Source organism: Oceanobacillus sp. FSL K6-0251 (genome assembly GCF_038004725.1).
In the GTDB taxonomy this organism is placed as follows: domain Bacteria; phylum Bacillota; class Bacilli; order Bacillales; family Amphibacillaceae; genus Oceanobacillus; species Oceanobacillus oncorhynchi.
In genome coordinates this window covers 1,487,681-1,511,233 of sequence record NZ_JBBORS010000001.1, presented here as the reverse complement: position 1 = coordinate 1,511,233, position 23,553 = coordinate 1,487,681, and the positions used below count along the sequence as shown (strand labels likewise).

Below are 23,553 nucleotides of genomic sequence, written 5' to 3'. Positions count from 1 at the left end.
TACAGCCTCTCTTCTATCGGGATTTCCCATGACGAATTTATTTCTTCTCGATGGCAAATTACCTGCCCATCATTATAATAAATTATCTTCAAATGGCAAAACCTAAGGTAATATTACATTCTCCCGTATCATTCCCTATGTTTAAGAGGTGACAACACATGAATTTACAACAACTATTGAAAAATATTAGTAAACCGATGAGTATACCAAATATGATAATCAATAAAATAACAACAAATTCCAAATCTGCAGATAAAAATGACTTATTCATCGCTATAAAGGGATACAGTTTTAATGGTCATGATTTTATTAATCAGGCAATCAAGGCCGGTGCGGTTTGTATTATAGGAGAAGAAGACCTCCAAGAGTTATCCGTACCATATATTCGAGTTCCTGACAGCCGTCTGGCTTTAGCTGAAATAGCTTCTGAATTTTACGGAAACCCCGCAAAAGACAAAAAAATAATTGGTATCACCGGTACAAACGGGAAAACCACGACAGCTTATATGATAAAACATATTTTAGAGGATTCTGGTCATACATGTGCCATGTTTGGATCCGTAAACACGATAATCAATGGGGAAACGTATCCTTCGCTGAATACAACACCCGATGCGCTGAGCCTGCAAAAGCACCTGGCAATAAGTAAGGACGAATTTGTTATTATGGAGGTTTCTTCACATGGAATAGCGCAGGGCAGGATACATGGAATTGAATTTGATTTTGGTCTGTTTACCAATTTAGATCACGACCACCTTGATTATCATCACACGATGGAAGATTATTTCTTAACCAAAGCCAAAATGTTTGAAGCATTAAAAGACCATGGGTATGCGATTATCAACAACTATAATGAACGGGGAGCAAAGCTTAGCAGCATACTTCCATCCCGTAATTTCTCCTTAATTACTTTAGGGAATAAAGAAAGCGATGCGCTAAAGATAAATAAAATAACCCCTGGTTTTTCTGAAATCTCCTATAAAGGATGTAACCTTCCCCTTCAATTAACTATCCTGGGACAGCATAATACGTATAATGCGGCGATGGCATTCTTGACAGCCTCGCAAATAGGCGTCCCCATTCAGCAAATCATGAAATCATTACGTACATTCTCTGGTATTCCCGGAAGATTTGAACTATTCAAGCGTTCAAATGGGACAACAATTGTTGTAGATTATGCCCATACTGCAGAAGCTTTTTCTAATTGTCTTACCACTGCTAAAATCGAGGGCGCCGAAAAAGTTTTTCATGTTTTTGGTTTTAGAGGAGACAGAGATTCCAGTAAAAGAAATAAAATGATAACTGTTTCTAAAAAACTGGCGGATGAAATCATTCTTACATTTGATGACTTAAATGGCGTCCCCTCTGCTGCTATGCTCCAAGAGCTCAATGAACTAAACGAAGGACAGGTTATTTCAGATCGCACCTTAGCTATACAGTATGCTATTGAAAAGGCAGCGGAAAAAGACTGGGTAATCATCACGGGGAAAGGAAATGAACGTTATCGCTTGGATTTCAGTTTGCCAGTGAGCTCCGATAGAGAAACTGTGGAGTATGTTTTGCAAAAAGAAGGGAAAAGGGTGTTAGAAAAGGAACATTTAAAACTGCGTAATTTATTAAAATAGCTGCGAATAAAGTGAAACCTCATTCCGCGAGGGTTAAAAAGAAAATCCCTGCTGAATAAGGTTTCACTTATCAATTTATGATTTAAAATGTTTCCTCCACAAAATCACTAATCACCCCTATCGCCGCTTTACTCCCTTCACTTGCAGCAATAATCAGCTGCGACGGACCAGATGCATTATCTCCGCCGGCATAAATCCCTTTGATACTTGTCTGGCCTTGCGAATCTGTTTTAATTCCACCCATCTCGTTCAGCTCTAAACCCAGGCGCTCAGCAAAAGGGGCAGCCTGCTCCATTTTATAAGATATAAAACCTGCTTCTTTATACAATTCGTTTCCATTCTTAAATAAAATTGCTTTTAATTGCTCATTTTCTCCTTGCAATCGTAAAATTTCATCATCAATAACCTCGAATTGCTTTTGCTTCAAAATATCTCTTTCTTCAGCGGAGAAGCTTTCTTTGCCATTTGTGCAAATGACTATATCTTTATTCCAATTGGAAATCATTTTTATACCATGAAAAGAAAATTCTCCATCAGCAATATAAACCAGCGGAATGTCTTTTAGCTCCCACCCATCACAGAAAGGGCAGGCAAACAGGCTCTTTCCATAAAAATCATGGATTCCTTGGATATCAGGCAATACATCCTTCAGTCCTGTTGCCAGAATAATGGTTTTTGCTTCGTAATCCTTCCCTGCTTCTGTGTGAATGCGAAAAGGAGAAGCAGCCGAATCTATATCGGTCACCCGGTCTTTTTGAATCACTATATTCGGATACTTTTTTAAATCTGCATGGGCCGCTTCCCGAAACTCAGCTGGTTTTACACCATCTCTGGTAATAAAATTATGAGATTCCTGTGTGACAGCATTGCGCGGGGCATCATCATCCAATAAAATCACTTCTTTTTTTCCTCTGCCTAAAACAAGAGATGCATTTAACCCGGCAGGGCCTCCCCCGATAACAGCACAATCATATACCAATATAATCTCCTCCTTCGTTACGCAGGTTCTGTTTTGCGTAATTTTTATTAACTATATCGTAATGATTACGATTTATCAAGTAAGGAGATTCTTTCTTATCCATTCTTTGATTCAAGCAGAAGCTGATGAGATTCTTTTTTACTTCAATCTGTACTATATGTAAAATAAAAGAACCTATAGAAAAATATCCCATCATCTATAGATTCTACTTATTTTTATATTTCATTTCTAAATTCGTTATTAAGAGCTTAGTACCTTAATCCCTTTAACAATATTCCAGATAAAATAATAAATATCAATGATAAAGCAAATAGCTATCGCAATTATCATTGCAATAAATAATCTGCCGCTTACTTCATCTGTCCAAACTTGTCCGATGCCAATTGAAAAGATAATGATTCCTGCAATAATGGTTGCGATAATTGGAATAAGATGTGTCCATAAGGCTTTCTTCGCGTGCCCTTTTGTTTCCTCATCTCCAAGAATCCATACCAAAATCGGAAATAAAAATGGCGCAAAAAAGATACTAAAATAACATAATGGTGATAATAATTTATTCCCTTCCATCCAATAAACTCCTTCAATATTCTCTAATAATAAGGAAGTTATTTTATCATTTCCTTCCTCAAAAATACACCCTCTTTTAATGATAAAAGGGTGTATGTAAACAATAAATTATTTAAAAGTTTTCTGCCACGTAATCACTGAGTACACTTATCGCCGCTTTGCTTCCTTCAGCCGCAGCTACAATCTGTTGAGGCAGACCGCCAGCATTATCTCCTGCAGCATATACACCTTTCCTGCTTGTGCGTCCATAGGGATCTATTCTAATTCCCCCCGCGCCATTGGATTCTAAACCCAGACGCCCGGCAAATGGTGCAGCCTGCTGTAATTTATACGAAATAAACCCGGCTTCGCGACCGAGTTCCTTCCCATTCTTAAATTGAATGCTTTTTAATTGCCCGCCTTCTCCTTGCAGCCGCAAAATTTCGTCTTCTAAAACCGGAATATTCTTTTGTGCTAGGATAGCTTTTTCCTCTGGAGATATACTATCCTTCCCATTTGTGCAAACAACAATATCCTTGCTCCAATTCGAAACCATTTTCACACTGTTAAAAGCATGTGGATATGCAGCAATATAAACCAATGGAAGATCTTTCAGCTCCCACCCATCACAGTACGGGCATCCGAAAAGACTTGTTCCGTAAAATTGTTGGATACCTTCTATCTCAGGAAGAATATCTTTTAATCCCGTTGCCAAAATAATTCTTTGCGCATCAAAGACCTGCCCTCTCCCTGTTTGAATCTGAAAATAAGAGGCAGCAGGAACAATATCAACCACTTGATTTCTTTCAACGGAAACCGTTGGATATTTATTTAAATCTTCATAAGCCGCTTTTTTAAATGCTGCTGGATGAATCCCATCTCTGGTAATAAAATTATGAGATTCCTGTGTTATGGCATTACGAGGTGTATCGTCATCAAATAAAATAATTTCTTTTCTACCCCTGCCTAAAACAAGTGATGCATTTAATCCGGCAGGTCCTCCTCCAATAACTGCGCAATCATACAACATGATGATTTCCTCCTTTTTACTGCAGGATGAAATTTCGTAATGATGAATTTACTATAAAGGAATCCATGTGCTTTATCAAGATGGAAGTCGATATAATTCACATCATAGGAAAATGAAACCACTTCGAATAATTCACTGTTATCCACAAAGCTTCTCTGCTTGAATTAGATTTACATTTTTATTCCAAAAAAAACACTTGAAAAAGGATTCGCTTCTTCAAGTGTTTTTCCATTATATGTAATTTTATTTTTGGCATGACTGTATTTAATAGTATACATCAACGAAATATATAAGTCTATTTTTTTCTTAATTTCATTGCTAAAATGAACAAGACATTCAGTTAAGGGGGATTCGCAATGGCATTTGAGGAAGAAAAAAAGGAATTACATGAAACCTTATCAATTATCAACAAGCAATATGAACGTTTAGCCGAAATACCGGAATATATCGGCGATGATTTCACAGAAAACGTATTGGAAGGCAGCCGGCAGCGTGTAAGAGAATCTCTGACGATTGCTAAAAAGGAACCCTATTTTGCCCGTCTTGATTTTAAAGAAGAAGAAAAGGAGGAAGTGAAAGCCACCTATATCGGGAAAGCCGGTGTTTTTGATGAGCACACCGGAGATGTTCTGATTACGGATTGGCGTGCCCCGATAGCCAGCCTGTTCTATGGCTTTAGCGGGAGTGAGGATGACGTCTATTATCTTTCACCAGACGGCATCGTAGAAGGTGAAATTTATTTAAAAAGAAATATCGTCACTTACAATCAGGAGCTTCAAAGAGTGGTAGACCGCTATATTCGTGGAGAGCAGGAGGCTTCCGGAGGAGATGAATTCTTATTATATAAGCTGGAAGACCAAAAGGATAACAGACTTCGTGATATTGTTGCGACCATCCAAGGAGAGCAGAATGAAATCATCCGTTATCCTTTAAACAAGGCTGTTATCATCCAAGGTGTTGCCGGAAGCGGAAAAACCACTGTGGCACTGCACCGATTAGCTTATTTATTATATGAATACCGGGAGCAATTAACGGCGCACCGGATGATTATTTTTGCACCGAATACCATCTTTCTTGATTATATTTCACAAGTATTGCCGGAATTAGGGGTCGGAGATATTGTCCAGACCACCTTTCCAAAGTGGGTCATGACCTCCATTATCGATGATCCGAAATGTAAGCTAGAATCTCTCAGTGAAAGAAGGAAGGCTTTTTTGAATCCGGCACAGCAGAACAGAATAATTGGAAAGGCTCTTTAGAATTCCAGCAGCAAATCAGGGAGCAGTTATCGCAACTAGAAAAGGATTGGATCCCGGAAGAAGATTTTATTCCCTGGGAAAATAAAAAAGGTGTTCCCTTAGAACAAATTAACACTTGGATTGAAGCTGATTTTAAAGGCAATCCAGCCACTAAAAAATATGATAGGCTTAAAGCAAAATTAACACGGTGGATAGAAATAGAAGCTAAGATGTATGAAGAGAAAAAAGAACAGGAGCAAGCCCGTAAAGACGGCAAAAAGGAATTAAGAAGATATTTAAGGAAATGGAAAAAAAGAAAACCTTATGAACTGTACGCACAAATCTTAAAAAAGATGGAAAGAACAGACCTTTTGCCGCCTAAGGATAAAATAACTTTAGATGACCTGGCTCCCCTGCTCGATATTCATGATTATTGGTATGGAATTGAAAGAGACGAGCGATTTGATCATGTGGTGATTGATGAAGCACAGGATTTTTCACCCTATCAGGTTTCTGTATTGCATGCACGGACTAAAACAGCGTCATTTACGATATTAGGAGATTTAGCACAAGGTATTCACAGCAACGAAGGAATTGACGAGTGGGAAAACTTTATTGACCTTTTCGGCACATCTCGCTCGAAATTCTTCCAAATGACAAAAAGCTACCGCTCCACTTATGAGATTATTGCGTTTTCCAACACCATTCTCCGTCATCTTGCCAATCGTCCGGCCTATGCAGAACCGGTATTTCGAAGCGGTGAGGAGGTACAGATCCAACAAGTAGATACAGAGGAAAAATTAGAGAAAATCACAAGCTGGATACATGATATGAAAAATAAAGAGATGAAGACCATTGCAGGTATTTTAAGATCGGAAGCTGATTGTAATGCGATTTATCCAAAGCTAAAAGAAAAGATTCCAGAGTTAACCATGATTACTACCGAGGATAAGTCGTACGAAGGAGGCATTTCCTTATTGCCTGTATATGTATCTAAAGGACTGGAATTTGATACGGTATTAATGGTCGATGTTGATGAAACGCGTTATCCAGTGACAGAGCAAACCGCAAAATTATTATATGTTGGCTGTACCAGAGCGCTGCATCATTTATCCGTTATTCACAGCGGAAATGCATCGAAGCTGATTTCTAATGTATAAATATTGAATTAGACAGAGATGAAAAGCAATTCATTTGGCTGGTGGAAGTTGCTTTTTATTTCAGTATAAAAAGTGAGCAGTTTGAAATATAACCTGCTCACTTTTTTTATACTATAGCATGCGGATTACTTATTCTTCTTTTCCTTGCTTGCCTGCAAGCTTTTTAATCTCTGCTTCGCTGTACTCTGTAATTTCTGCTACTTCGCTGATAGACATGCCCTTTTTTATCAATTTTAAAACGATTTCTTGCTTTCCTTTCTCTATGCCTTCTTCTATCCCTTCCTCTTTTCCTCTCTCAAAATAAGAATTCGGCAGCTGCAAAACCATGTCTTTTTCCTCCTCCGGCAAGTTCTCCATTTGCTCCATCATTTGTGCCGGGTTGATTTGCATCCGGGTGATCATGCGCAGAAACTCCAGCTTCACCTGAACCCGCTCATGCTCTTCATATCCCATTTGACTGAGCAAGACTGCGGCGGCCGGGTTGTCTGATTGAATATATGCTTTCCAGTTTTTCTTGATTAAGTGTAATTGTAAAAAGTTAAATTGAAGGACGTCTTGGGTGGGGGGATCGATTCTGAATTGTGTCGGTTCTTCTTTTTTCCTATTATAACTCAAAACAGCAATGGGTTGAATCGGTTTGCGGTCTTTGGCGTAAAGGTAAGAAAAATAGAGAAACATTCTTTCGGGAAAATTTGCTTCATGAGTTGATTGCGCTTCGGTATGAATATGGAGTATTTTGTCTTCGTGATTCAGCTTTACTGCTGCGAGAACGTCAATTTCTTTCTTGCGGCCATTGATGTAGTCCAGATACACTTCTTGTTCGTAAAGTGAAACTTCATTCAGCGGTATTCTGAATGGGACTGCGACTACTCGCCCCATCAAAACCGCTGTTAGTTGAACCAATCGGGCCGTTACTGGCTGTTAGACCTTCCACTTTGAAATAACAGATTTTCTTATTTTTGATGTGGAAGTCTTACAAAAGCACTTCGGTGGGACGAGTAACCGCAGTCCCAGCCAGTTACACTGCGGGGAAGGTGACCTTGGAGAAATCAATGTGAGGGTGAAGATTGGGGAAAAAAGCTTCGATAAATTCTTCAAAAAACTCTTGTATCAGCTTTTTTTTCAGCCGATCATGCTTCATGTAGTCTGCTTTTTTTTTCTAGAATTAATGGTACTGTGAACAATAGACTTGAAATAAGCAGCAGAAATATAAATCCACCTACTCCGGCTGCATAGGTGGATTTATATTTCTGCTGCATTTTATCAGCCTACAAAAGCGACACCATAATATGTCAAAACTGCAATAACAATCCCATATACCAAAATACTTGCACCAGCGGATATGAATAACTTCACTTTATTCATCCCTATTCCATTGGCAATCACTGCAACAGCCCATGAACCAATGATCGGTGTCAGCAACACAACAACTAATGGTCCTTGCTTTTCGATACGATATTTATATTTGCTGTTTGCTAATTTATCCAGCCATTTCTTAATACGTTCTGATTTTGCAAGAAGCTGATAGAAAAAAGCAATGAACGGGACCGGAAGAAAATTCCCAAAACTGGACCAGATAATGGAAGAAACCGCATCTAATCCCATCACCATCGTAGCTGGAATTGCAATATATATTTCAAACATTGGAAAGAACCCAATAAACCATGCAGTAGCCGCTAAGCTCAAATAATTAAACATAAATTATACTCTCCTCTTTCTTTACACTACATTTTCTTTATTCCTATAGTATAATATAAAGTATATGGTTACCGTATACTCAAGCGTAAAGTTGGTGATGAAATGGATTCTTCCAAAAAAATGATGACAACTGGAGAATTTGCAGATTTATGTGAGGTCAAAAAGCAAACGCTATTCCATTATGATGAAATTGGTCTGTTAGAACCGGAATACAAAAATGAAAATGGATACCGTTATTACACGATTCAACAAGCTGAGGCTTATAGCGTGATTGATATGTTAAAAGAAATCGGAATGTCTTTGGCGGAAATCAAAGACTTTTTACATTCCAAAAACACAAAGAAGATTACTGATTTATTAACGGAAAAAGAAAAACTGGTGGATATAAAAATACGGAAAATGCAGCGTATCCAGCACCTCATTAAAAATCAGAAAAGGCAAATGGAAGAAGCATCACAATTAGACCTTGATCAATTTACTATCGAGGATATGAAGGTAGAACAGATTGTATTAAGTGAAAATATTTTAAATTATTCTCATAAAGACATCACCAAAATGGTTATATCGTTTATGAAATATGTAAAACAAGGCGAAATCAATGTGGAAAATTGGGGTGCTCTTATTCGCCACGAACAAATAGAAACAGGAGATTATTTAAATTATTCCTATTTCTATTTACGTGAGAACCAGCTTCATTTAACAAAGACATTTGAGAAAAAAGCTGGAAAATATGTCATTGGCTATCATAAAGGAAGCTATATGCATACGTATCAAACATATGAACAAATAAAAGATTATTTGAAGGAGACAGGATATCGTATTTGTGGTGACAGCTTTGAAGAGTATCTCTACCTAATGGATGGAAGCAGCTTGAATGTAAGTGCAAATTACGTAATTAAAATAATGATTGAGGTAGAAGAAAATAACTGAGCGACTTTGCTTGCTGTATATATGTTTAATATGAGTTATATTGATAAACCAATACACTCATCGTCTTTATACTAATAGAAAACACGGCCCCATCAGTCCCTCTAGACTGCGAGGGTCAATTAGAATAGACCCTTTAAATTCACATAATCCAGCTTCTACAATTGCTCAACATATTGCCGTCCTAATATCCTCGCTATATTCAAGCTAATCGGTCAGCACAAAAAATTCGTTTCACACTTCCTCTTTCCCTTCTGCCATGACCGACATAACATTATCCAGCAAATCCCTCAGCTTTTTCATTTCCGGCACTGCATTGCAAAGATAGTAATAATTCTTTGTTCCCTCCCGGCGGATATCAACGATTCCAATTTGTTTCAAAATCTTTAAATGATGTGATACAGCTGGTCGTGACAGCTTCGTTGCTTCTGTTAAATCAATTACACGAAGCCCTTGGCATCCATTGCAAGCATGGTCATTCAATAAAGCAACAATGATAATTTGTCTTTTTTCATCCCCTAAAGCGATAAGAAAATCCTTTACTTCATCAAATTCATTTTTTAAATTCTCTATTTTATTTGTTTTCATATACATCCTCGTTTCATTTGAATAATCAATCGTTCAAATTATTAAACCATTAAATTTTTATTACGTCAATAGCATGGATTCGTTGTGCATAATTAGAAAATGATCTTTGAAGTTACTTTTCATTTGATTAGTTGACATTTTTTAAAAATCAAGCTATCATACATTATTAGTTCAAAAGTTCAAAAGTTTAAATGTTTAAACCATTATTCTGATAAGGAGATTTATCAAATGAAAAAAACAAATGAAAGCAATGCTTATTCATAAATATGGACAAAAAAATATGCAATTGGAGAATGTTCCTATTCCTGAAATATCTTATGATGATGTATTAGTAGAAATTCACGCTGCGAGTATTAATCCGGTTGATTTCAAAATTAGAGACGGAAAATTAAAGCCGCTCATCAACTATAAAATGCCATTGATTCTTGGAAATGATTTTTCCGGAACAGTCCTCAAAACCGGGAAAAATGTAACGAAATTTAAAGCTGGGGATTCTGTTTATGGACGTCCAAGAAAATCAAGGATCGGTACTTTTGCTGAATATATTGCTATTCATGAAGATGATATTGCACTCAAACCAGAAAACGTAACATTTGAAGAAGCAGCGTCCGTACCATTAGTCGGGTTAACTACCTATCAGGCATTTCATGAGATATTAAATCTTAAGCCGAAAGACAAAATTTGGATTCAGGCAGGCTCTGGCGGAATTGGAACCTTTGCGATTCAATTAGCTAAAGAGATGGGAGCTTACGTCGCTACAACCGCAAGTAGTGCCGGGAAAGATTTAGTAGAGAGCCTGGGTGCAGATAAGGTCATAAATTATCGGGAAGAAAATTTTGAAGAAGTATTAGCTGATTATGATTACGTATATGATACCTTAGGCGGCGATGCTCTAGTTAATTCGTTTCAAATCCTGAAAGCCGGCGGAAAAATTGTATCAATCTCCGACCTCCCAAATGGCCGCTTTGGAAAAGAGAATAATTATCCTTTTTGGAAAACAATCGCTTTTAGATTGATTTCAAGGAAATTAACAAAATTAGAAAAGCAATATCAAGTGCAATATAACTTTTTATTCATGAAGCCCAGCGGCGAGCAATTAAATAAAATCAAAGAACTTATCGAGGCTGAAAAAATCAAACCATTCATTGATCGGGTTATTCCTTTTGAAGATGTACAAAAAGCAATGGAATATTCCGAATCAGGCAGGGCAAAAGGTAAAATTGTTATTAAAATCAAGTGACTTGTTCTTGATGTATGTTTTAATTATATCTTTCTCTCTTTAACCAGCACGGCAGAAGCTTTTTCAATAAGGTGATGCCCTGCTGGTTAGCTTTTTCATATTAGAAGGTATATACGAACCGAACTAATTGAAAAAACATAAAACTATTATTCCACTCTTTACTTCCAGCCCAAATTCATTTATTATATATCTAAATGATATATATCAAAAAGATATAAGGTGAGACAAATGCAAAAATATAATGACAGCACATACGCCATACTTGGCATTTTAACCACAAACTGTCGTTCAGGCTACGAAATAAAACAGTTTATTGATAATAGCCTGAATCATTTTTGGAAAATTAGCTATGGACAAATCTATCCGACATTAAAGCGGCTGGAAGAAGAAGGTTTAGCTACCGTTCAAACATTAGTACAAGAAGGAAAACCAGAGCGCAAGGAATATTTTCTGACAGAGAAAGGCAAAGATGTTTTAAAAAATTGGCTGGAGCAGCCGTTAACGCAATTGCCAGTCGAGCGGAATGAAGTATTGCTGAAGCTGTTTTTTGGCAGGCATCAGACAAAGGAACAAAGTCTCTATCTGTTAGCGGATTATAAGCAAAAGCTAGAGAAGCTGTATCAAACATATGAAGGAATTGAAGAAGGTATTTCCCGCCATAACACGAATCATCAGGATGCAAAATATTGGCTGTTTACTTTAGATTATGGAAAACGTGTGACGGAAGCTGCTATCGCATGGTGTGACGCCACAATTAAGGAACTCTAATTTTTAAGGAGGAATCATCCATGGGTAAAAAAATCTACTCTGGCAGGTATACTACGGAAAATGATCAGGATGTTGTTGTTTTTATTATTGGGATGCGTATCAATAAACGGCTCGCGGTCCGGAAGTGGGGACCTGTGTTTACAGCCATGCCCGGTATGATTAGAGAATTGTATGAAAACCAGGAGGAATTAGGGTTTCTTTCCATGGAAAGCTATTTTGGTCTGCGCACTACCATCATGGTTCAATACTGGCGTTCTACAGAGGATTTGCTCGCTTATGCCAAAGGAAAAAAACATTTGAAAGCATGGCAGAATTTCAACAAGAAAGTTGGGGAAAATGATGCTGTCGGCTTCTATCATGAAACCTATCAGATAAAAGCCGGGAGTTATGAATCTGTCTATCGAAATATGCCCTTATTCGGCATGGGAAATGCGAAAAAGCATATTCCTATCACAGCACAGCATAATTCGGCACGTAAACGGCTGCAAGGCGTAAAATTAAACTAATTCCGTTTCTTTTCCCTTCACAAAAATAAACTCCAAAGACATTTTGGAGTTTATTTTTTGTAATCACGATTTATCTTTTTGCTCTACATTCTCGGACTTATCCTCCATAATATCATTCGCCGTGCTCTTAAATTCTCTTAATGTTTCTCCAGCCGCTTTACCAATCTCCGGTAATTTTTTCGGTCCAAAAATGATTAATGCCAGAACAACAATAAGGATTAATCCAGGAATTCCTATGTTTGCTAACCCCATTAAAAATCGCCTCCAGCTCTTAATGGATTTTTTACATTAAACCTTTTTCTTTTAATTTTTCGCTTCCACAAGCTGCCCGCCATTTTTTAGAAAATCAATCGTTCCTTCTGTTGCACGATAGGTTAAAGCTGCAGCTGTGGTGGTAGGATTGGTTACTCCAAAGTGTGGAAAAGCGCTCGATCCACATACAAATAAATTATCCATATTCCACATTTGTAAATAGCTATTCACAACGGATGTTTCCGGGTCATCTCCCATAATTGCTCCGCCACTATTATGCTGAAAAAGGAGTACTTAGCCAACAATCCCACCCGTTGTCATTCCTGCTGTTTTAATAAATTGACGTCGAGATACATCCACTTATTGCTGGTTTTCACTTACCTTCCCCTGTTTGTCATCCTTATTCTCTGAAATGTGACTCCCCCTTTATTTACAATCACACATGTAAAATATATTTTCGAAGCTCCTCCTTTCAAGCTTATGTAAAAAGACTGCTATTATATATAATATGTGGTCATCATAACTAGAAAACAAACATCTGTGAAGAACCTAAAAATTCTAGGTTACCTATGGAAAACAGAAGAACATGCCTGTTGTCTATCTACTAAAAATGAAAAAACTGCTAAATTAATAAGGTTAGTACGAAGGTTCATCCCGAGTTAATTATATACCCTTACATTAATTTCGAAGTACTTTGTTTAAGCACTTCTTAGGTATACCATTTATTTTTATAGACTATACTTCCCTTAAGTCATGTTACCAGTATGTATATGAATAAATTGTCTTATATATAACTGATGTTTTTATGAACACCTTAGCATTCTATTCTTACAGGCAATTGTTTGCGATAAACTCCAACAGAAAAAGAATGAATCACTGCCTTCTCGGGAATGTTATAACTTGCAAGCTAAAAACATACACTTTGGAGGAGTTTATTCATGTCCCATCAACAACATCAGCAGCTCATTGACGCACTGCAAAACTGTATTGTTGCATGTAATCATTGCTACGATGCATGTCTAAAAGAAGAAGATATTAAAATGATGGCCGAATGCATCCGTTTGGATAGAGAGTGCGCCGAAATTTGTTCCTATCTGGCACAAGCTCTATGCAGAGATACGCCTTTTGCCAAGGAACTTGCTTCGGTTTGTGCTAACATTTGTGAAGCATGCGGAGATGAATGTAAAAAACATAGCCATGCGCATTGTCAGAAATGTGCGGATGCCTGCTTCCAATGTGCAGAGGCATGTAAAAAGAGTGCTTAAACGCATAAATAAAGAAGCAGCTCCTTTTATAGAACTGCTTCTTTATTAATTATTCTGCTTCAATTGTGACATCTCTAAAGAATGGGAAGCTGCTTGGAAATTGATAGTATCCATTTACTTCATCACGCAAGCCGGATAAAAGAACAGAATGATAAATCGGCACGATCGGCGCCTCATCTACAATCATTTGCTGTGCATCTGCATAGAGAGATAGCCTTTCTGCTTCATCGCCCTCTTGTCTGGCATCTTCCAGCAACCCGTCCACTTCTTCATTTGCATAGAAGGAACGATTCCCCGGCGCACCAGCATTATCAGAATGAAACATGGGGTATAAACCGTAATCCGCATCCAGCGTTACCGTTCCCCAGCTTCCTAAAAACATGTCAACGCTTCCGTTTGCAGTATCTTCTAAATAAGTAGCTGTTTCTGTCATTTGAATGTCCACGTCTATTCCGATTTCATTCAGCTGCGATTGGATGACTTGTGCGATATCGCCTGTATTTGTATCATAAGCCATCAGGGTTACCTCTAAGCCATCTGCATAGCCGGCATCCTCCATCAGAGACTGAGCTTCTTCCACATCTCTGTCAATAGGCTCTATATTTTCATCATATCCAAATACAGTCGGTGCAAGAGGCCCTTTTGCCGGTAAAGCAACTCCGTTCAAAACGCCATTAATAATTTCATCCTTATCTAAGGTCATCGCAATCGCTTGACGGACTCTTTCATCATCAAACGGCTCACGCTCTACGTTAAAGCCTAGATACGTCATACTGGCACTATCAGACTGCATCACATGTGTGCCATCATTATTGTCGACTTCCTCCACATTATTGGCATTTACCGGATAAATAAAATCAGAGTCCTCAGTCTGAAGCTCCGCAATGCGAGTTAAATCCTCCGGAACAAAATGGAATGCAATAGAGTCCATTCCAGCTTGCTCTCCCCAATAGTCTTCGTTCTTTACTACGGTTATTTCCCCGCTGACAGCACGTTCCTCAAATTTAAAATAACCTGTTCCTATCGGATTTTCATTTACAACAGAAAAAGGTTCTTCTCCATTTGCAATTGCTTCATTATCTGCTTCAATCGCCTCCAGGCTGATCATATGCCCGCCTGGATGTGCTAAATGGGCAGGTAATGCGGAAAACGGATATGCTGTTTCAATTTGAACCGTGTATTCGTCGATCACTTTAACGTTTTCAATCATGTCAAAGAGAAAGCCAAGCGGGGAACCTATTTCCGTATCACGTACACGGTCTAAATTTGCTTTTACCACTTCCGCATTAAAAGGAGAACCATCGTGGAAAGTAACGTCTTCCCGCAGCTTCGCCTCCCAGACCGTATCCTCGATTTGTTCCAGGCTTTCCGCCAGTGCAGGCTGTATTTCCAAGTCTGTATTCTGTTCTACCAATGTATCATACAAGGTATTCATTACATATAACGAATTACCATCATTTGCTGCATGCGGATCAAGCGATACAGGTTCTGACGCTAAGCCTGCCTTCAGCTGTGTTTCTTCCGCCGTTTCTTCGGCAGGTGCTTCTGTTTCATCTTCTGGACCGCTGTCATCTGCACATGCTGCCATCATAACTAACAAGGAAAACAGTATCGTCCATCCAATTATCTTCTTCAAATTTACTCCCCCTCATTTTCTATGTAGAATCTCCTTCATTCTGATAAGAATACAATTCTTTCAGTTGAGAATAAGTATATACTATTTTTAAAAAAGTGAGAAGAAGTAAATCTGCTGCTCCAAAGTGATAATAAGAAACTGTTGAATTAGATTGCGGTAAAAGTAGTCGTGTTTTAACAAAAATCTTGGCAATTCAAAAATCCCAACGTTCTTCAAACCGAAAGTAATGTCCTTACAGCACTAACTTAACCAGCCTTTTTCTTTCACTCTCGCTATGGCTTCTATCCGGTTATCCACCTCTAGTTTATCCAAGATAATTGAAATATAGTTTCGAACGGTTCCATTGGATAAATGTAATTCTTTTGCAATCGCCTTGGTTGTTCCCCCCTGTGTTAACAGCTGCAGGACCTCTATTTCCCGTTTGGTTAAGGGATTTTCTTCTGCAAAGGCAAGATCGATCAATTCGGAGGAATACAAACGCTTCCCCTTCATAATCTGACGAATGGAGTCGGCCAAATCCTCGCTGGGGCTATCTTTTAATAAGTAACCATCGACTTCTGCCTTTCTAGCCCGTTCAAAGTAGCCGGGTCTTGCAAAGGTGGTCAGAATAATAATTTTGCAGGAATCCTCCCTTAGATACTCTGCAGCATCCAGACCTGTCATAACTGGCATCTCAATATCCATTAAGCAGATATCAGGGCGCTCTTGCTTGACTAATGCCAACAGTTCTTCCCCATTACCTGCTTTTCCTACCACGGTCATATCTTCTTCTAAATCCAGGAGCGCGCCTAAAGCTCCTAACAATAACTGTTGATCTTCTGCAATTACAATCCGAATCAAATTCAAACCTCCTCCATTTGCCTTAATATCTTTGGCACCGTCATATCTACTTTAAACCCTTTCGAATGTGCAGTGATAGCTAATGTTCCGTTGATAAAGGATAAACGCTCTCTCATCCCTTGAAGGCCATTTCCAAATTCAGGAACACTATTCTTCCCTATCCCATCGTCCTCTACCTGCAGTCTTATTTCCTTTTCTGTTTCTGAAAATTCCACGGAACAGTGATCTGCCTGACTATGCTTTACGACATTCGTTACTGCTTCTTTCAAGCACATACTTAATACTGTTTCCATTAACATTGGCAACGATGATTGATCTACTTTAATTATAATTTCATGCTTGATTTGTGCGACTTCCATTAATTGTTCGACATGCGCAAGCTCTTCTTCCAAGCGAACATTTTTCATATCCGACACCATTTCCCGCACTTCTTTTAATGCATGTCTGGCTGTATTCTGCACATCCTGCAGCTCTTTTTTCGCTTTTGCAGGGTCTTTCTCCAGCAGCTTCCCTACAAGTTCACTTTTCAGACCGATCATCGATAATTTCTGACCTAAGGTATCATGTAAATCACGGGCTATTCGATGCCGCTCTTCTACAATTGCAAGTTCAGCAATTTTGCGGTTAGCATCTTCCAATTGTTCCTCCAGCTCCTCCTGTTTCAAACGATTATAACGATTAATAGGTATCAGAATAACTCCTAATATGGTCATAATCAAGAATGGCAGCTGATTTAGAAACAGGGAATAATTAAAGAAAAATCCTGCCGTGATGGAACCTATAATCACGACCATGTGTATCACATACATCGTGATAAACCCTGCTTTGCCACGAACATTCCCAACAAAAAATGCAGTAAATAAAGCAAAATAAACGTATCCATATAGAATTGTCATCACCGTATTAATAATAAATTCCATCGTTAATCCGATATACATAAACGGTTCAAGGGAGTTAAAGGTAAACCAGTAAATCGCAAAGAAAAGTAATGTTAACAATACGCCAACACCGATCTCCCAAATCGAAGTAGAGCGAAAAATAAAGTAAAACGGCAACACACAAAAAATAACCCAAATATATATGCTTAATCCTGTGTTTCTTGGAAAAATATAATACCATTGACGCACGATTTGTCCCCCTATTTTCTCGCTTGACGTTATTATACCAAATATATCTCGTGAACGATAAAGAACCCCCTAAAACGTGCAGGGGGTGTGCAGCCAAGCCAGTTATGAGCGAATCGTAGAAGTTGACTTTGCTGTCGTTATCCTTTGATTTTTTGATTGATTTAAACGATGCTTCATTTCGCGGAAGCTGATAAATGTTTTCTGTTCTTCATCATAGAGACGGAATTTGATTGATTTCAAACTCGTTTTTAACGTAATGATAGTCGCATTGTGTAATGGCGGCGTTTCGCGGTGTGCTTGCTCCAAATGGTAATTAGGGACTTTGGGTGCTAAATGGTGCACATGGTGATAACCAATACTTCCCGTCATCCATTCTAACCATTTCGGCAGCTTATAGTAGGAGCTGCCATCTACCGCTGCTTTCACATAATCCCATTCTGACTCATTCTCAAAATAAGAATCCTCGAACTGATGCTGAACATAGAATAACCAGATTCCTAAGAAACCTGCAATATAAGCAATCGGCAGCTGCACGAATACAAGCGCCTGCCAGCCAAGCAGAAAGCCTATAAGACAGTAAATCACAATTAATGAGATATTAATAATATAGGTATTCTTTCGTTCCTTTTTTTTCGCATCTTTACGATTAATCCGATTACTATAGAGAAATAGCGAAAATGGTCCTAAACCAAACAAAATAATTGGATTGCGATATAAGCGATATTGCAGTCTCTCCCATTTTGTTGCCTTTTCATATTCCTCTACAGTCATAATCCAGATATCACCGGTGCCTCGCTGATCTAAGTTGCCGCTTGTCGCATGATGAATCGCATGTTCTCTTTTCCACTTTTCAAAGGGAAAATGAGTAATTACGCCGGTAATGGTGCCAAGCAGTCGATTTAATTTCGGTTTTTTGAAAAAAGATTGATGCGCGCAATCATGAAAGATAATAAACGTTCGGACCATGAAGCCCGCGGCAGCAATGCTGCATAACAAACTTAACCAAATGGAAACAGCTAAACTTTGATAAGCTAAAATCCACAGGATAAAAAATGGAGGTATCGTATTCAATAGTTGAACAATACTCGTTTTCGTTTTAGATGTTGCGAATGGCATAACGTCTTTTCTAAGCTGTGCTTGCTTTTGTTTGCTCATTGGTATCCCCGCCCTTATAAACTTACTATGATTTCAGTATAAGGAATCGAGCAATGAAATGTTAGATACAGTTGTCAGTAATTTGATATGACACTTGTCATATTTTCTGGATGATGTTCCCCTGTTATGGATTATACTTCACTTAACAGAAGGTTGAATAACGATTCTCCATGATTTAAACCACACATCCCACAGGAAAAAGCCAATTGGTTATAAAACGGGTAACCAATTGGCTTTTTCATTTTAAAATTATTTCCGTTCTTTCATCAGCCTGTATTCACTAATCCTGCAGCTACCCCATTGATTGTCAGTAACACCTCGGTCACCAGATCTTCAGGAGGATTATCTGTTTCTCTTAATTTATGGATTAAATCCACCTGCAGGAAATTAAGCGGATCGACATATGGATTACGAAGATGAACAGAACCTTGAATATTTGGCGTGTGGCTTAGCAGTTCCTCATTGCCGGAAATGTCCAGCAGCGCCTTTTTTGTACGTTCATATTCATCTGCAATATCTTCATATATCCGTTTTGCAGTCTCCGAATCCTCAACTAATTCCAGATATTCTTCAGCAGTTTTCATATCTGCTTTCATCAATGCCATTTGTAAATTATTAATCGTCACTTTGAAGAAAGGCCATTCTTTATACATTGCTCGTAAAGCTTCTAAATGACTCGCATCTTCCTCAATGAAAGATTGCAGACCTGTGCCCGCTGCATACCATGCAGGCAGCATGTACCTGGATTGTGTCCACGCAAATACCCATGGAATAGCCCGTAAGTCTTCAAAACGCTGGCTGTTCTTCCTGCTCATCGGCCGCGATCCAATATTTAAAGCACCCAATTCCGTCAAAGGAGTTGCCTGATTAAAAAACGCTAGAAAATCCGGGTCGCCAAACACCAGCGATTGATATTTTTTCAATGATTTTTGGGAAATAGATTCCATTGTGATTTCCCATTCTTTTTGACGCAGTTCTTCTTGATCCGGTGTATTTGAAACCTTGGCGGACCTTGTAAATAAAGCAGAGGCTGCCTGCTCTAAATTTCGGTAAGCAATATCTTCAAGAAGATATCTGGAAGAAAGCACTTCTCCCTGCTCCGTAATTTTCACACCATCTTCTAGAGTCTCCGCAGGCTGGGAAAGGATGCTGGTACTCAATGAACCGCCTCCACGGCCAAGCGAACCACCGCGGCCATGGAAGAATTTCAGACGGATTTGGTATTGTCTTGCTATATTATGGATTTCCTCCTGTGCTTTAAACAGGTTCCAGTTAGCGCTTAACGTACCGCCGTCTTTGCTTCCATCTGAATAGCCAAGCATAATTTCCTGATGTTGCCCGCGTGCTTTTAATTGTTTCTGATATACCTCTGTTTCAAACAATGTCTTCATAATATCCGGACCTGCAATCAAATCATCGATTGTTTCCAGTAATGGAGCGACATCAAGATCACTTTCCGCCGTTCCATCTGGATAAAGACGATAAATCCCGGTTTCTTTAGCAAGTACCAACACTTCCAAGAGATCGCTCGGCGATTCTGACATGCTGATTAAATAGACTTCAATTGCTCGTTTTCCAAATTCCTCATGTGCATTTTTTATCGTTTTGAAGACTTTCAAAATATCCTGTGTTTCTTTAGAATAACCGCCATCGAAAAGCAGCAGAGGTCTCGGATCATTCAAAACCTCACACAATACTTTTTGTTTCTCTTCTTCACCAAGCGCAGCATAGTCATCTGTAACATGAACAGCCGTTAAAATCTCATGAACAGCCGTTTCATGCTCTCCACTATGATTTCGTACATCCAATGTGGCTAAGTGAAAACCAAACATCTCTACTTGCCGGATGACCTTTCGAATCGTTTTCAGCTTTTTCGTCTTTGGCAAATGTGCTTCGGCACTTTCTTTGATTTCTTTAAGGTCATGAACCAGTTCTTCTGGAGAATCATAACCCTGTGACGTTTTCCCTGTTTCACGCAAACGTTTTAGAATAATGGCAAATTTACGTCGATATACTTCTGACTTGATTGGCCATTTATCGTTCTCATTTAAATAGCTGGTCTCTTCTTTTTCCATTCTATCAATAAATTGCTGATTAATAGATATTCGTTGACTTGATTGGCTAAATCGTCTCATCAGCTCAACGATAGAAGCTTCGTATTTTTTCAAAATCAATTCCCTCTGCATCTCCAATGTCTGCCAAGTGATTTCTGGAGTTACATTCGGATTGCCATCCCTGTCTCCTCCAATCCAGGAACCAAAATGAATGAAATTTGGTACTTCCCAATTTCCCTCTGGAATTTGTTTCTGCAGCTGTGTTTCCATTTCTTGAAAGACATCGGGTAAGGTTTCAAATAATGTCTGGTCAAAATAATAAAGACCATTTTTTACTTCATCCAATACTCCCGGCTTCCTTTGCCTCAGCTCATTGGTGTGCCATAAAGCAGTGATTTCATTAAACAGACTTTCTTCCACATCCGCCTTCTCTCTTTGTGAAGTCTGCGGATTGTCCAATGTCCGTAAATGCGCCGATATGCGCTTCTGTATTTCCAGCACCGTCCGCTTCGTTGCCTCTGTCGGGTGTGCTGTCATAACCAGTTCAATGGATAATTCATTAAGTATCTCTTGAATTCCTTTATTGGTAAGGTTGCTTTCTTTCACTTTGGATACGGCTTTTTCAATAGAAAAAGACTGGCTGCTTTCCTCATCCAGCAGATACTGGCGTTTGCGCCTGATCCGGTGATTTTGCTCCGCAATATTAATCAAATGAAAATAGATAGAAAAAGCACGGATGACCTGCTGACGTAAAGGCGGTTTTAAATTGCTGATTTCTCTTTTTAACGTTTGATATGTATCTTCATCATACTCATTTCGGATACTTTTCGTCATTTCCCGAATCGATTCTACCTTATCAAATAATGCTGTACCTCCATGTAACTTCAAAACTTCTCCTAATATGTTTCCAAGCATATTGACATCATTTCGCAATGAGGCATTTTTATCGATTGTTTCTCTCATGTTGTTTCCTCCTGTTCCAATTACCGTAGAATTATCATATCATTTTTTTGAAAAAAATGATAAAACGAAACTTCATTCAGTGGGAGAATGAAGTCTGTTTCCTACATTCTCCCACTGAATTAGCCTGAGCGATTCAGGGAATTAGCTCACCTGGACTCCCGCCTAAATAAATTTATTCTCTTTTTATTTTGAGGAGGGAGTTATACGGACGGTTCTCCGTGATAAATTCATGATGCAAAAGTGTTTATTTTCCATTTTAAACAGTTAAACCTTTTCACCGCTCTCATCGAGAAAAAGACAAATGAATATATCCTTAAACGATTATTTTCACATACATTATTTCTGATTTTTCTTTATATTTGTGGTGAAGCAGCGAGATGAATTAATACCTCTTTTCCCTTTTTATGAAAATATCAAACATTTGAGAGATAAACCTTGAAGATACCCTCCTTTATCTTTTTAAAACAAAGAATAAGATGTTGCTATTTTACTTGATTTTCATTGATTTATTATTATAGCAGAAGAAACTGAAAAGCACCTGCTAAAAAGCAGATGCTTCCTTGTTATTTACTGTTTTTAGGAGATTGCTGATTCTGCACGCTTACTTCTTCCAAATTGGTATCACTGTATATTTCTGTCCCGTGACCTCCCGTTGTTTTAGCTAGGAATTCTTTGACTTCATTATAAGACATACCTGAGTTTTGGTTTGCCTTTTTTACGGCTTCAATATTTGTCCCAGCCGCTGTAAATTTCTTATCCTGATTTTTCTGCATTTATACCCCTCCTGCTTTGTTTCATTTTATTTTGTCCATTAGAGGGGTTTTTAGCCGAAATTTTCTCCTGTCGTTTATAAAAACTGGCGAGTATGGGTTTAACTTTTCTATCTTCTGTATTCTTCGAAGGATGTGTAAAAACAGTGGGCGATACATCAGGATACACTTTCCTTCGTAATAAACCAATTCATTTATTAGATCAACGAAACGGCTGAAAACGGCCGCTCTTTTTTATTTACCAACTAGAAGTGACTTGCTTACATGGATACATTCAGTGTTAAAAACGCTGGCAGCTGTTGTTTATGTTTATCAAGCATAATCTGCTCCGGCTTGATTCCCTGCTCTAAAAGCACGTCAATATTCTGCTGAAGAAATTCGTCACTGCCGACAACATAGAAGAGGCCCTCTTTATCAGCTGCAAGGTTTTTCACTTCTTCATAGTAGTCTTTCCGATTATCAACAAACTGCGATGTGAATTTTTTATCAGGTGCGGATTCAAAAATAGGCGTGAATAAGAAATCCTTTGTTGAATCGATGTTCAGAGAATGAATTTGATTAACGTTATCAGCACGTTCGAGATAATCCAGTACAAGCGGCCTGAAGGTTGCCAAACCGACACCTGCCGACAGCAAGTAAACATTTTTATCTTCTCTTTTAAGCGGTACATTCGAATGCGTTTTAAATATAGCAACCTCTTGACCGACTTCCATATTTCTTAAAATCGTTTTAAACTCAGAACATTGCTCTTTAATACGTGTTGTGATGCCGATGGAATTTTCATGCGGTAATGTAGTAATCGACATGTGGCGAATCAGACTGCGGTTCGGTTTCTCTCCGGCATTAAACCCTTCCAGTGCGAAGTGGGTGTGGGAACCTTCTTCCCACGTAAAACCTTCCGGGCAGTCAAGCATATATGTTTTAACCTCAGGTGTTTCATCAATAATTTTATTTATTTTCGTCCAGTATATTTGCATAATATATTCTCCTCCATTATATTTGCCTTTAGTATCTAATATACTACAAATGATAATAATTCTCAATTAAACGGGTTGATTATTTTGGAAAGCACTTGGGATTTTATTATAGGAGGGGTATCAATATGACACTTATAATGGCTACAGCTTCTTTTATTACATCTTTAGCCGTGTTGATCATTGTCACTAGCCAAAACAAGAAGAACGAA

General features: G+C 38.3%; 23 protein-coding genes and 1 pseudogene. 8 read left to right on the top strand and 16 right to left on the bottom strand.

The genetic code is table 11. From position 1 onward, the window contains the following. Positions 1–158: 158 nt before the first annotated feature. A complete protein-coding gene (locus tag MKY45_RS07760; protein WP_341172811.1) occupies positions 159–1,625 on the top strand; it encodes a UDP-N-acetylmuramoyl-L-alanyl-D-glutamate--2,6-diaminopimelate ligase in 1,467 nt (488 codons plus the stop codon). An 82-nt stretch (positions 1,626–1,707) separates the two neighbouring features. On the opposite strand, the gene MKY45_RS07755 is transcribed toward MKY45_RS07760, so the two are convergent. The 3 genes from MKY45_RS07755 to MKY45_RS07745 form a co-directional block, all read right to left on the bottom strand. Further along, positions 1,708–2,604 carry an NAD(P)/FAD-dependent oxidoreductase gene (locus tag MKY45_RS07755; protein WP_256705969.1) on the bottom strand — a complete coding sequence of 299 codons (897 nt, stop codon included), beginning with the start codon at positions 2,602–2,604 and terminating at the stop codon, positions 1,708–1,710. 240 nt (positions 2,605–2,844) lie between these two features. Further along, on the bottom strand, positions 2,845–3,171 hold the full coding sequence (locus MKY45_RS07750; protein WP_256705968.1) for a DUF4870 domain-containing protein: 327 nt from the start codon (positions 3,169–3,171) through the stop codon (positions 2,845–2,847). A 112-nt stretch (positions 3,172–3,283) separates the two neighbouring features. Then, entirely contained in the window at positions 3,284–4,180 is an 897-nt protein-coding gene (locus MKY45_RS07745) for an NAD(P)/FAD-dependent oxidoreductase (protein WP_256705967.1), read from the bottom strand. A gap of 356 nt (positions 4,181–4,536) precedes the next feature. Here MKY45_RS07745 and MKY45_RS07740 point away from each other — a divergent pair, with 356 nt between their 5' ends. Together MKY45_RS07740 and MKY45_RS07735 are read left to right on the top strand one after the other, a co-directional pair. Further along, positions 4,537–5,439, top strand: coding sequence for an AAA family ATPase (locus MKY45_RS07740; RefSeq protein WP_341172810.1), 903 nt, complete (start codon positions 4,537–4,539; stop codon positions 5,437–5,439). Positions 5,440–5,648: 209 nt separating this feature from the next. Next, positions 5,649–6,578 carry a 3'-5' exonuclease gene (locus tag MKY45_RS07735; protein ID WP_341172809.1) on the top strand — a complete coding sequence of 310 codons (930 nt, stop codon included), beginning with the start codon at positions 5,649–5,651 and terminating at the stop codon, positions 6,576–6,578. A 129-nt stretch (positions 6,579–6,707) separates the two neighbouring features. Here the strand turns inward: MKY45_RS07735 and MKY45_RS07730 are convergent, their stop codons facing one another. Then, positions 6,708–7,481, bottom strand: a complete 774-nt coding sequence (locus MKY45_RS07730) for an Rpn family recombination-promoting nuclease/putative transposase (RefSeq protein ID WP_341172808.1) — start codon at positions 7,479–7,481, stop codon at positions 6,708–6,710. 360 nt (positions 7,482–7,841) lie between these two features. Continuing rightward, complete coding sequence (locus MKY45_RS07725; protein WP_042532794.1) at positions 7,842–8,276, bottom strand: small multi-drug export protein; 435 nt, start codon at positions 8,274–8,276, stop codon at positions 7,842–7,844. A 102-nt stretch (positions 8,277–8,378) separates the two neighbouring features. On the opposite strand from MKY45_RS07725, the gene MKY45_RS07720 reads away from it, so the two are divergent. Next, on the top strand, positions 8,379–9,206 hold the full coding sequence (locus tag MKY45_RS07720; RefSeq protein WP_332094204.1) for a MerR family transcriptional regulator: 828 nt from the start codon (positions 8,379–8,381) through the stop codon (positions 9,204–9,206). A 231-nt stretch (positions 9,207–9,437) separates the two neighbouring features. Here MKY45_RS07720 and MKY45_RS07715 read toward each other — a convergent pair whose 3' ends face one another. Then, positions 9,438–9,791: an ArsR/SmtB family transcription factor gene (locus MKY45_RS07715; protein ID WP_332094205.1), complete on the bottom strand. Its 354-nt coding sequence runs from the start codon at positions 9,789–9,791 to the stop codon at positions 9,438–9,440. A gap of 241 nt (positions 9,792–10,032) precedes the next feature. Between MKY45_RS07715 and MKY45_RS07710 the strand changes: the two genes are divergently transcribed. From MKY45_RS07710 to MKY45_RS07700, 3 genes are all read left to right on the top strand, one after another. Beyond that, positions 10,033–11,031: an NADP-dependent oxidoreductase gene (locus MKY45_RS07710; RefSeq protein WP_341172807.1), complete on the top strand. Its 999-nt coding sequence runs from the start codon at positions 10,033–10,035 to the stop codon at positions 11,029–11,031. Positions 11,032–11,259: 228 nt separating this feature from the next. After that, positions 11,260–11,799: a PadR family transcriptional regulator gene (locus MKY45_RS07705; RefSeq protein ID WP_341172806.1), complete on the top strand. Its 540-nt coding sequence runs from the start codon at positions 11,260–11,262 to the stop codon at positions 11,797–11,799. Between the two features lie 20 nt (positions 11,800–11,819). Next, positions 11,820–12,305 carry a DUF4188 domain-containing protein gene (locus MKY45_RS07700; protein ID WP_332094207.1) on the top strand — a complete coding sequence of 162 codons (486 nt, stop codon included), beginning with the start codon at positions 11,820–11,822 and terminating at the stop codon, positions 12,303–12,305. 63 nt (positions 12,306–12,368) lie between these two features. On the opposite strand, the gene MKY45_RS07695 is transcribed toward MKY45_RS07700, so the two are convergent. The 3 genes and pseudogenes from MKY45_RS07695 to MKY45_RS23280 all read right to left on the bottom strand — a co-directional run bounded on the left by MKY45_RS07695 (position 12,369) and on the right by MKY45_RS23280 (position 12,917). Then, positions 12,369–12,557 carry a twin-arginine translocase TatA/TatE family subunit gene (locus tag MKY45_RS07695; RefSeq protein ID WP_042532785.1) on the bottom strand — a complete coding sequence of 63 codons (189 nt, stop codon included), beginning with the start codon at positions 12,555–12,557 and terminating at the stop codon, positions 12,369–12,371. A 51-nt stretch (positions 12,558–12,608) separates the two neighbouring features. After that, positions 12,609–12,830: pseudogene (locus MKY45_RS07690) on the bottom strand (GMC oxidoreductase); the annotation flags it as partial. Between the two features lie 21 nt (positions 12,831–12,851). Continuing rightward, complete coding sequence (locus MKY45_RS23280; RefSeq protein WP_084613032.1) at positions 12,852–12,917, bottom strand: twin-arginine translocation signal domain-containing protein; 66 nt, start codon at positions 12,915–12,917, stop codon at positions 12,852–12,854. A gap of 578 nt (positions 12,918–13,495) precedes the next feature. Between MKY45_RS23280 and MKY45_RS07685 the strand changes: the two genes are divergently transcribed. Beyond that, entirely contained in the window at positions 13,496–13,822 is a 327-nt protein-coding gene (locus MKY45_RS07685) for a four-helix bundle copper-binding protein (protein ID WP_042532781.1), read from the top strand. Between the two features lie 49 nt (positions 13,823–13,871). Here the strand turns inward: MKY45_RS07685 and MKY45_RS07680 are convergent, their stop codons facing one another. From MKY45_RS07680 to MKY45_RS07650, 7 genes are all read right to left on the bottom strand, one after another. Continuing rightward, positions 13,872–15,413 carry a glutathione ABC transporter substrate-binding protein gene (locus MKY45_RS07680; RefSeq protein ID WP_139089200.1) on the bottom strand — a complete coding sequence of 514 codons (1,542 nt, stop codon included), beginning with the start codon at positions 15,411–15,413 and terminating at the stop codon, positions 13,872–13,874. 285 nt (positions 15,414–15,698) lie between these two features. Then, positions 15,699–16,298, bottom strand: coding sequence for a response regulator transcription factor (locus MKY45_RS07675; RefSeq protein ID WP_193065357.1), 600 nt, complete (start codon positions 16,296–16,298; stop codon positions 15,699–15,701). Between the two features lie 2 nt (positions 16,299–16,300). Next, the gene (locus MKY45_RS07670) at positions 16,301–17,425 is read right to left on the bottom strand and encodes a sensor histidine kinase (protein WP_042532775.1); all 1,125 of its coding nucleotides are present in this window, start codon (positions 17,423–17,425) and stop codon (positions 16,301–16,303) included. A 102-nt stretch (positions 17,426–17,527) separates the two neighbouring features. Then, positions 17,528–18,580: a fatty acid desaturase gene (locus MKY45_RS07665; RefSeq protein WP_042532773.1), complete on the bottom strand. Its 1,053-nt coding sequence runs from the start codon at positions 18,578–18,580 to the stop codon at positions 17,528–17,530. A 266-nt stretch (positions 18,581–18,846) separates the two neighbouring features. Next, a complete protein-coding gene (ppc, locus tag MKY45_RS07660) occupies positions 18,847–21,597 on the bottom strand; it encodes a phosphoenolpyruvate carboxylase (RefSeq protein ID WP_256705965.1) in 2,751 nt (916 codons plus the stop codon). A 563-nt stretch (positions 21,598–22,160) separates the two neighbouring features. Next, positions 22,161–22,370 (bottom strand): gamma-type small acid-soluble spore protein, encoded by a 210-nt coding sequence (locus tag MKY45_RS07655; protein ID WP_042532770.1) that lies wholly within the window; start codon positions 22,368–22,370, stop codon positions 22,161–22,163. A 257-nt stretch (positions 22,371–22,627) separates the two neighbouring features. After that, the gene (locus tag MKY45_RS07650) at positions 22,628–23,344 is read right to left on the bottom strand and encodes an FAD-dependent oxidoreductase (RefSeq protein ID WP_042532769.1); all 717 of its coding nucleotides are present in this window, start codon (positions 23,342–23,344) and stop codon (positions 22,628–22,630) included. Positions 23,345–23,553: the final 209 nt, after the last annotated feature.

Bases quoted from the DNA above. Each gene is read 5' to 3' on its own strand.
- MKY45_RS07705 (WP_341172806.1), top strand. From the start codon at position 11,260: ATGCAAAAATATAATGACAGCACATACGCCATACTTGGCATTTTAACC.
- MKY45_RS07750 (WP_256705968.1), bottom strand. From the start codon at position 3,171: ATGGAAGGGAATAAATTATTATCACCATTATGTTATTTTAGTATCTTT.
- MKY45_RS07695 (WP_042532785.1), bottom strand. From the start codon at position 12,557: ATGGGGTTAGCAAACATAGGAATTCCTGGATTAATCCTTATTGTTGTT.
- MKY45_RS07760 (WP_341172811.1), top strand. From the start codon at position 159: ATGAATTTACAACAACTATTGAAAAATATTAGTAAACCGATGAGTATA.
- MKY45_RS07745 (WP_256705967.1), bottom strand. From the start codon at position 4,180: ATGTTGTATGATTGCGCAGTTATTGGAGGAGGACCTGCCGGATTAAAT.
- MKY45_RS07655 (WP_042532770.1), bottom strand. From the start codon at position 22,370: ATGCAGAAAAATCAGGATAAGAAATTTACAGCGGCTGGGACAAATATT.
- MKY45_RS07685 (WP_042532781.1), top strand. From the start codon at position 13,496: ATGTCCCATCAACAACATCAGCAGCTCATTGACGCACTGCAAAACTGT.
- MKY45_RS07665 (WP_042532773.1), bottom strand. From the start codon at position 18,580: ATGAGCAAACAAAAGCAAGCACAGCTTAGAAAAGACGTTATGCCATTC.
- MKY45_RS07650 (WP_042532769.1), bottom strand. From the start codon at position 23,344: ATGCAAATATACTGGACGAAAATAAATAAAATTATTGATGAAACACCT.
- MKY45_RS07700 (WP_332094207.1), top strand. From the start codon at position 11,820: ATGGGTAAAAAAATCTACTCTGGCAGGTATACTACGGAAAATGATCAG.
- MKY45_RS07710 (WP_341172807.1), top strand. From the start codon at position 10,033: ATGAAAGCAATGCTTATTCATAAATATGGACAAAAAAATATGCAATTG.
- MKY45_RS07715 (WP_332094205.1), bottom strand. From the start codon at position 9,791: ATGAAAACAAATAAAATAGAGAATTTAAAAAATGAATTTGATGAAGTA.
- ppc (WP_256705965.1), bottom strand. From the start codon at position 21,597: ATGAGAGAAACAATCGATAAAAATGCCTCATTGCGAAATGATGTCAAT.
- MKY45_RS07735 (WP_341172809.1), top strand. From the start codon at position 5,649: ATGTATGAAGAGAAAAAAGAACAGGAGCAAGCCCGTAAAGACGGCAAA.
- MKY45_RS07740 (WP_341172810.1), top strand. From the start codon at position 4,537: ATGGCATTTGAGGAAGAAAAAAAGGAATTACATGAAACCTTATCAATT.
- MKY45_RS07720 (WP_332094204.1), top strand. From the start codon at position 8,379: ATGGATTCTTCCAAAAAAATGATGACAACTGGAGAATTTGCAGATTTA.
- MKY45_RS07725 (WP_042532794.1), bottom strand. From the start codon at position 8,276: ATGTTTAATTATTTGAGCTTAGCGGCTACTGCATGGTTTATTGGGTTC.
- MKY45_RS07680 (WP_139089200.1), bottom strand. From the start codon at position 15,413: ATGATGGCAGCATGTGCAGATGACAGCGGTCCAGAAGATGAAACAGAA.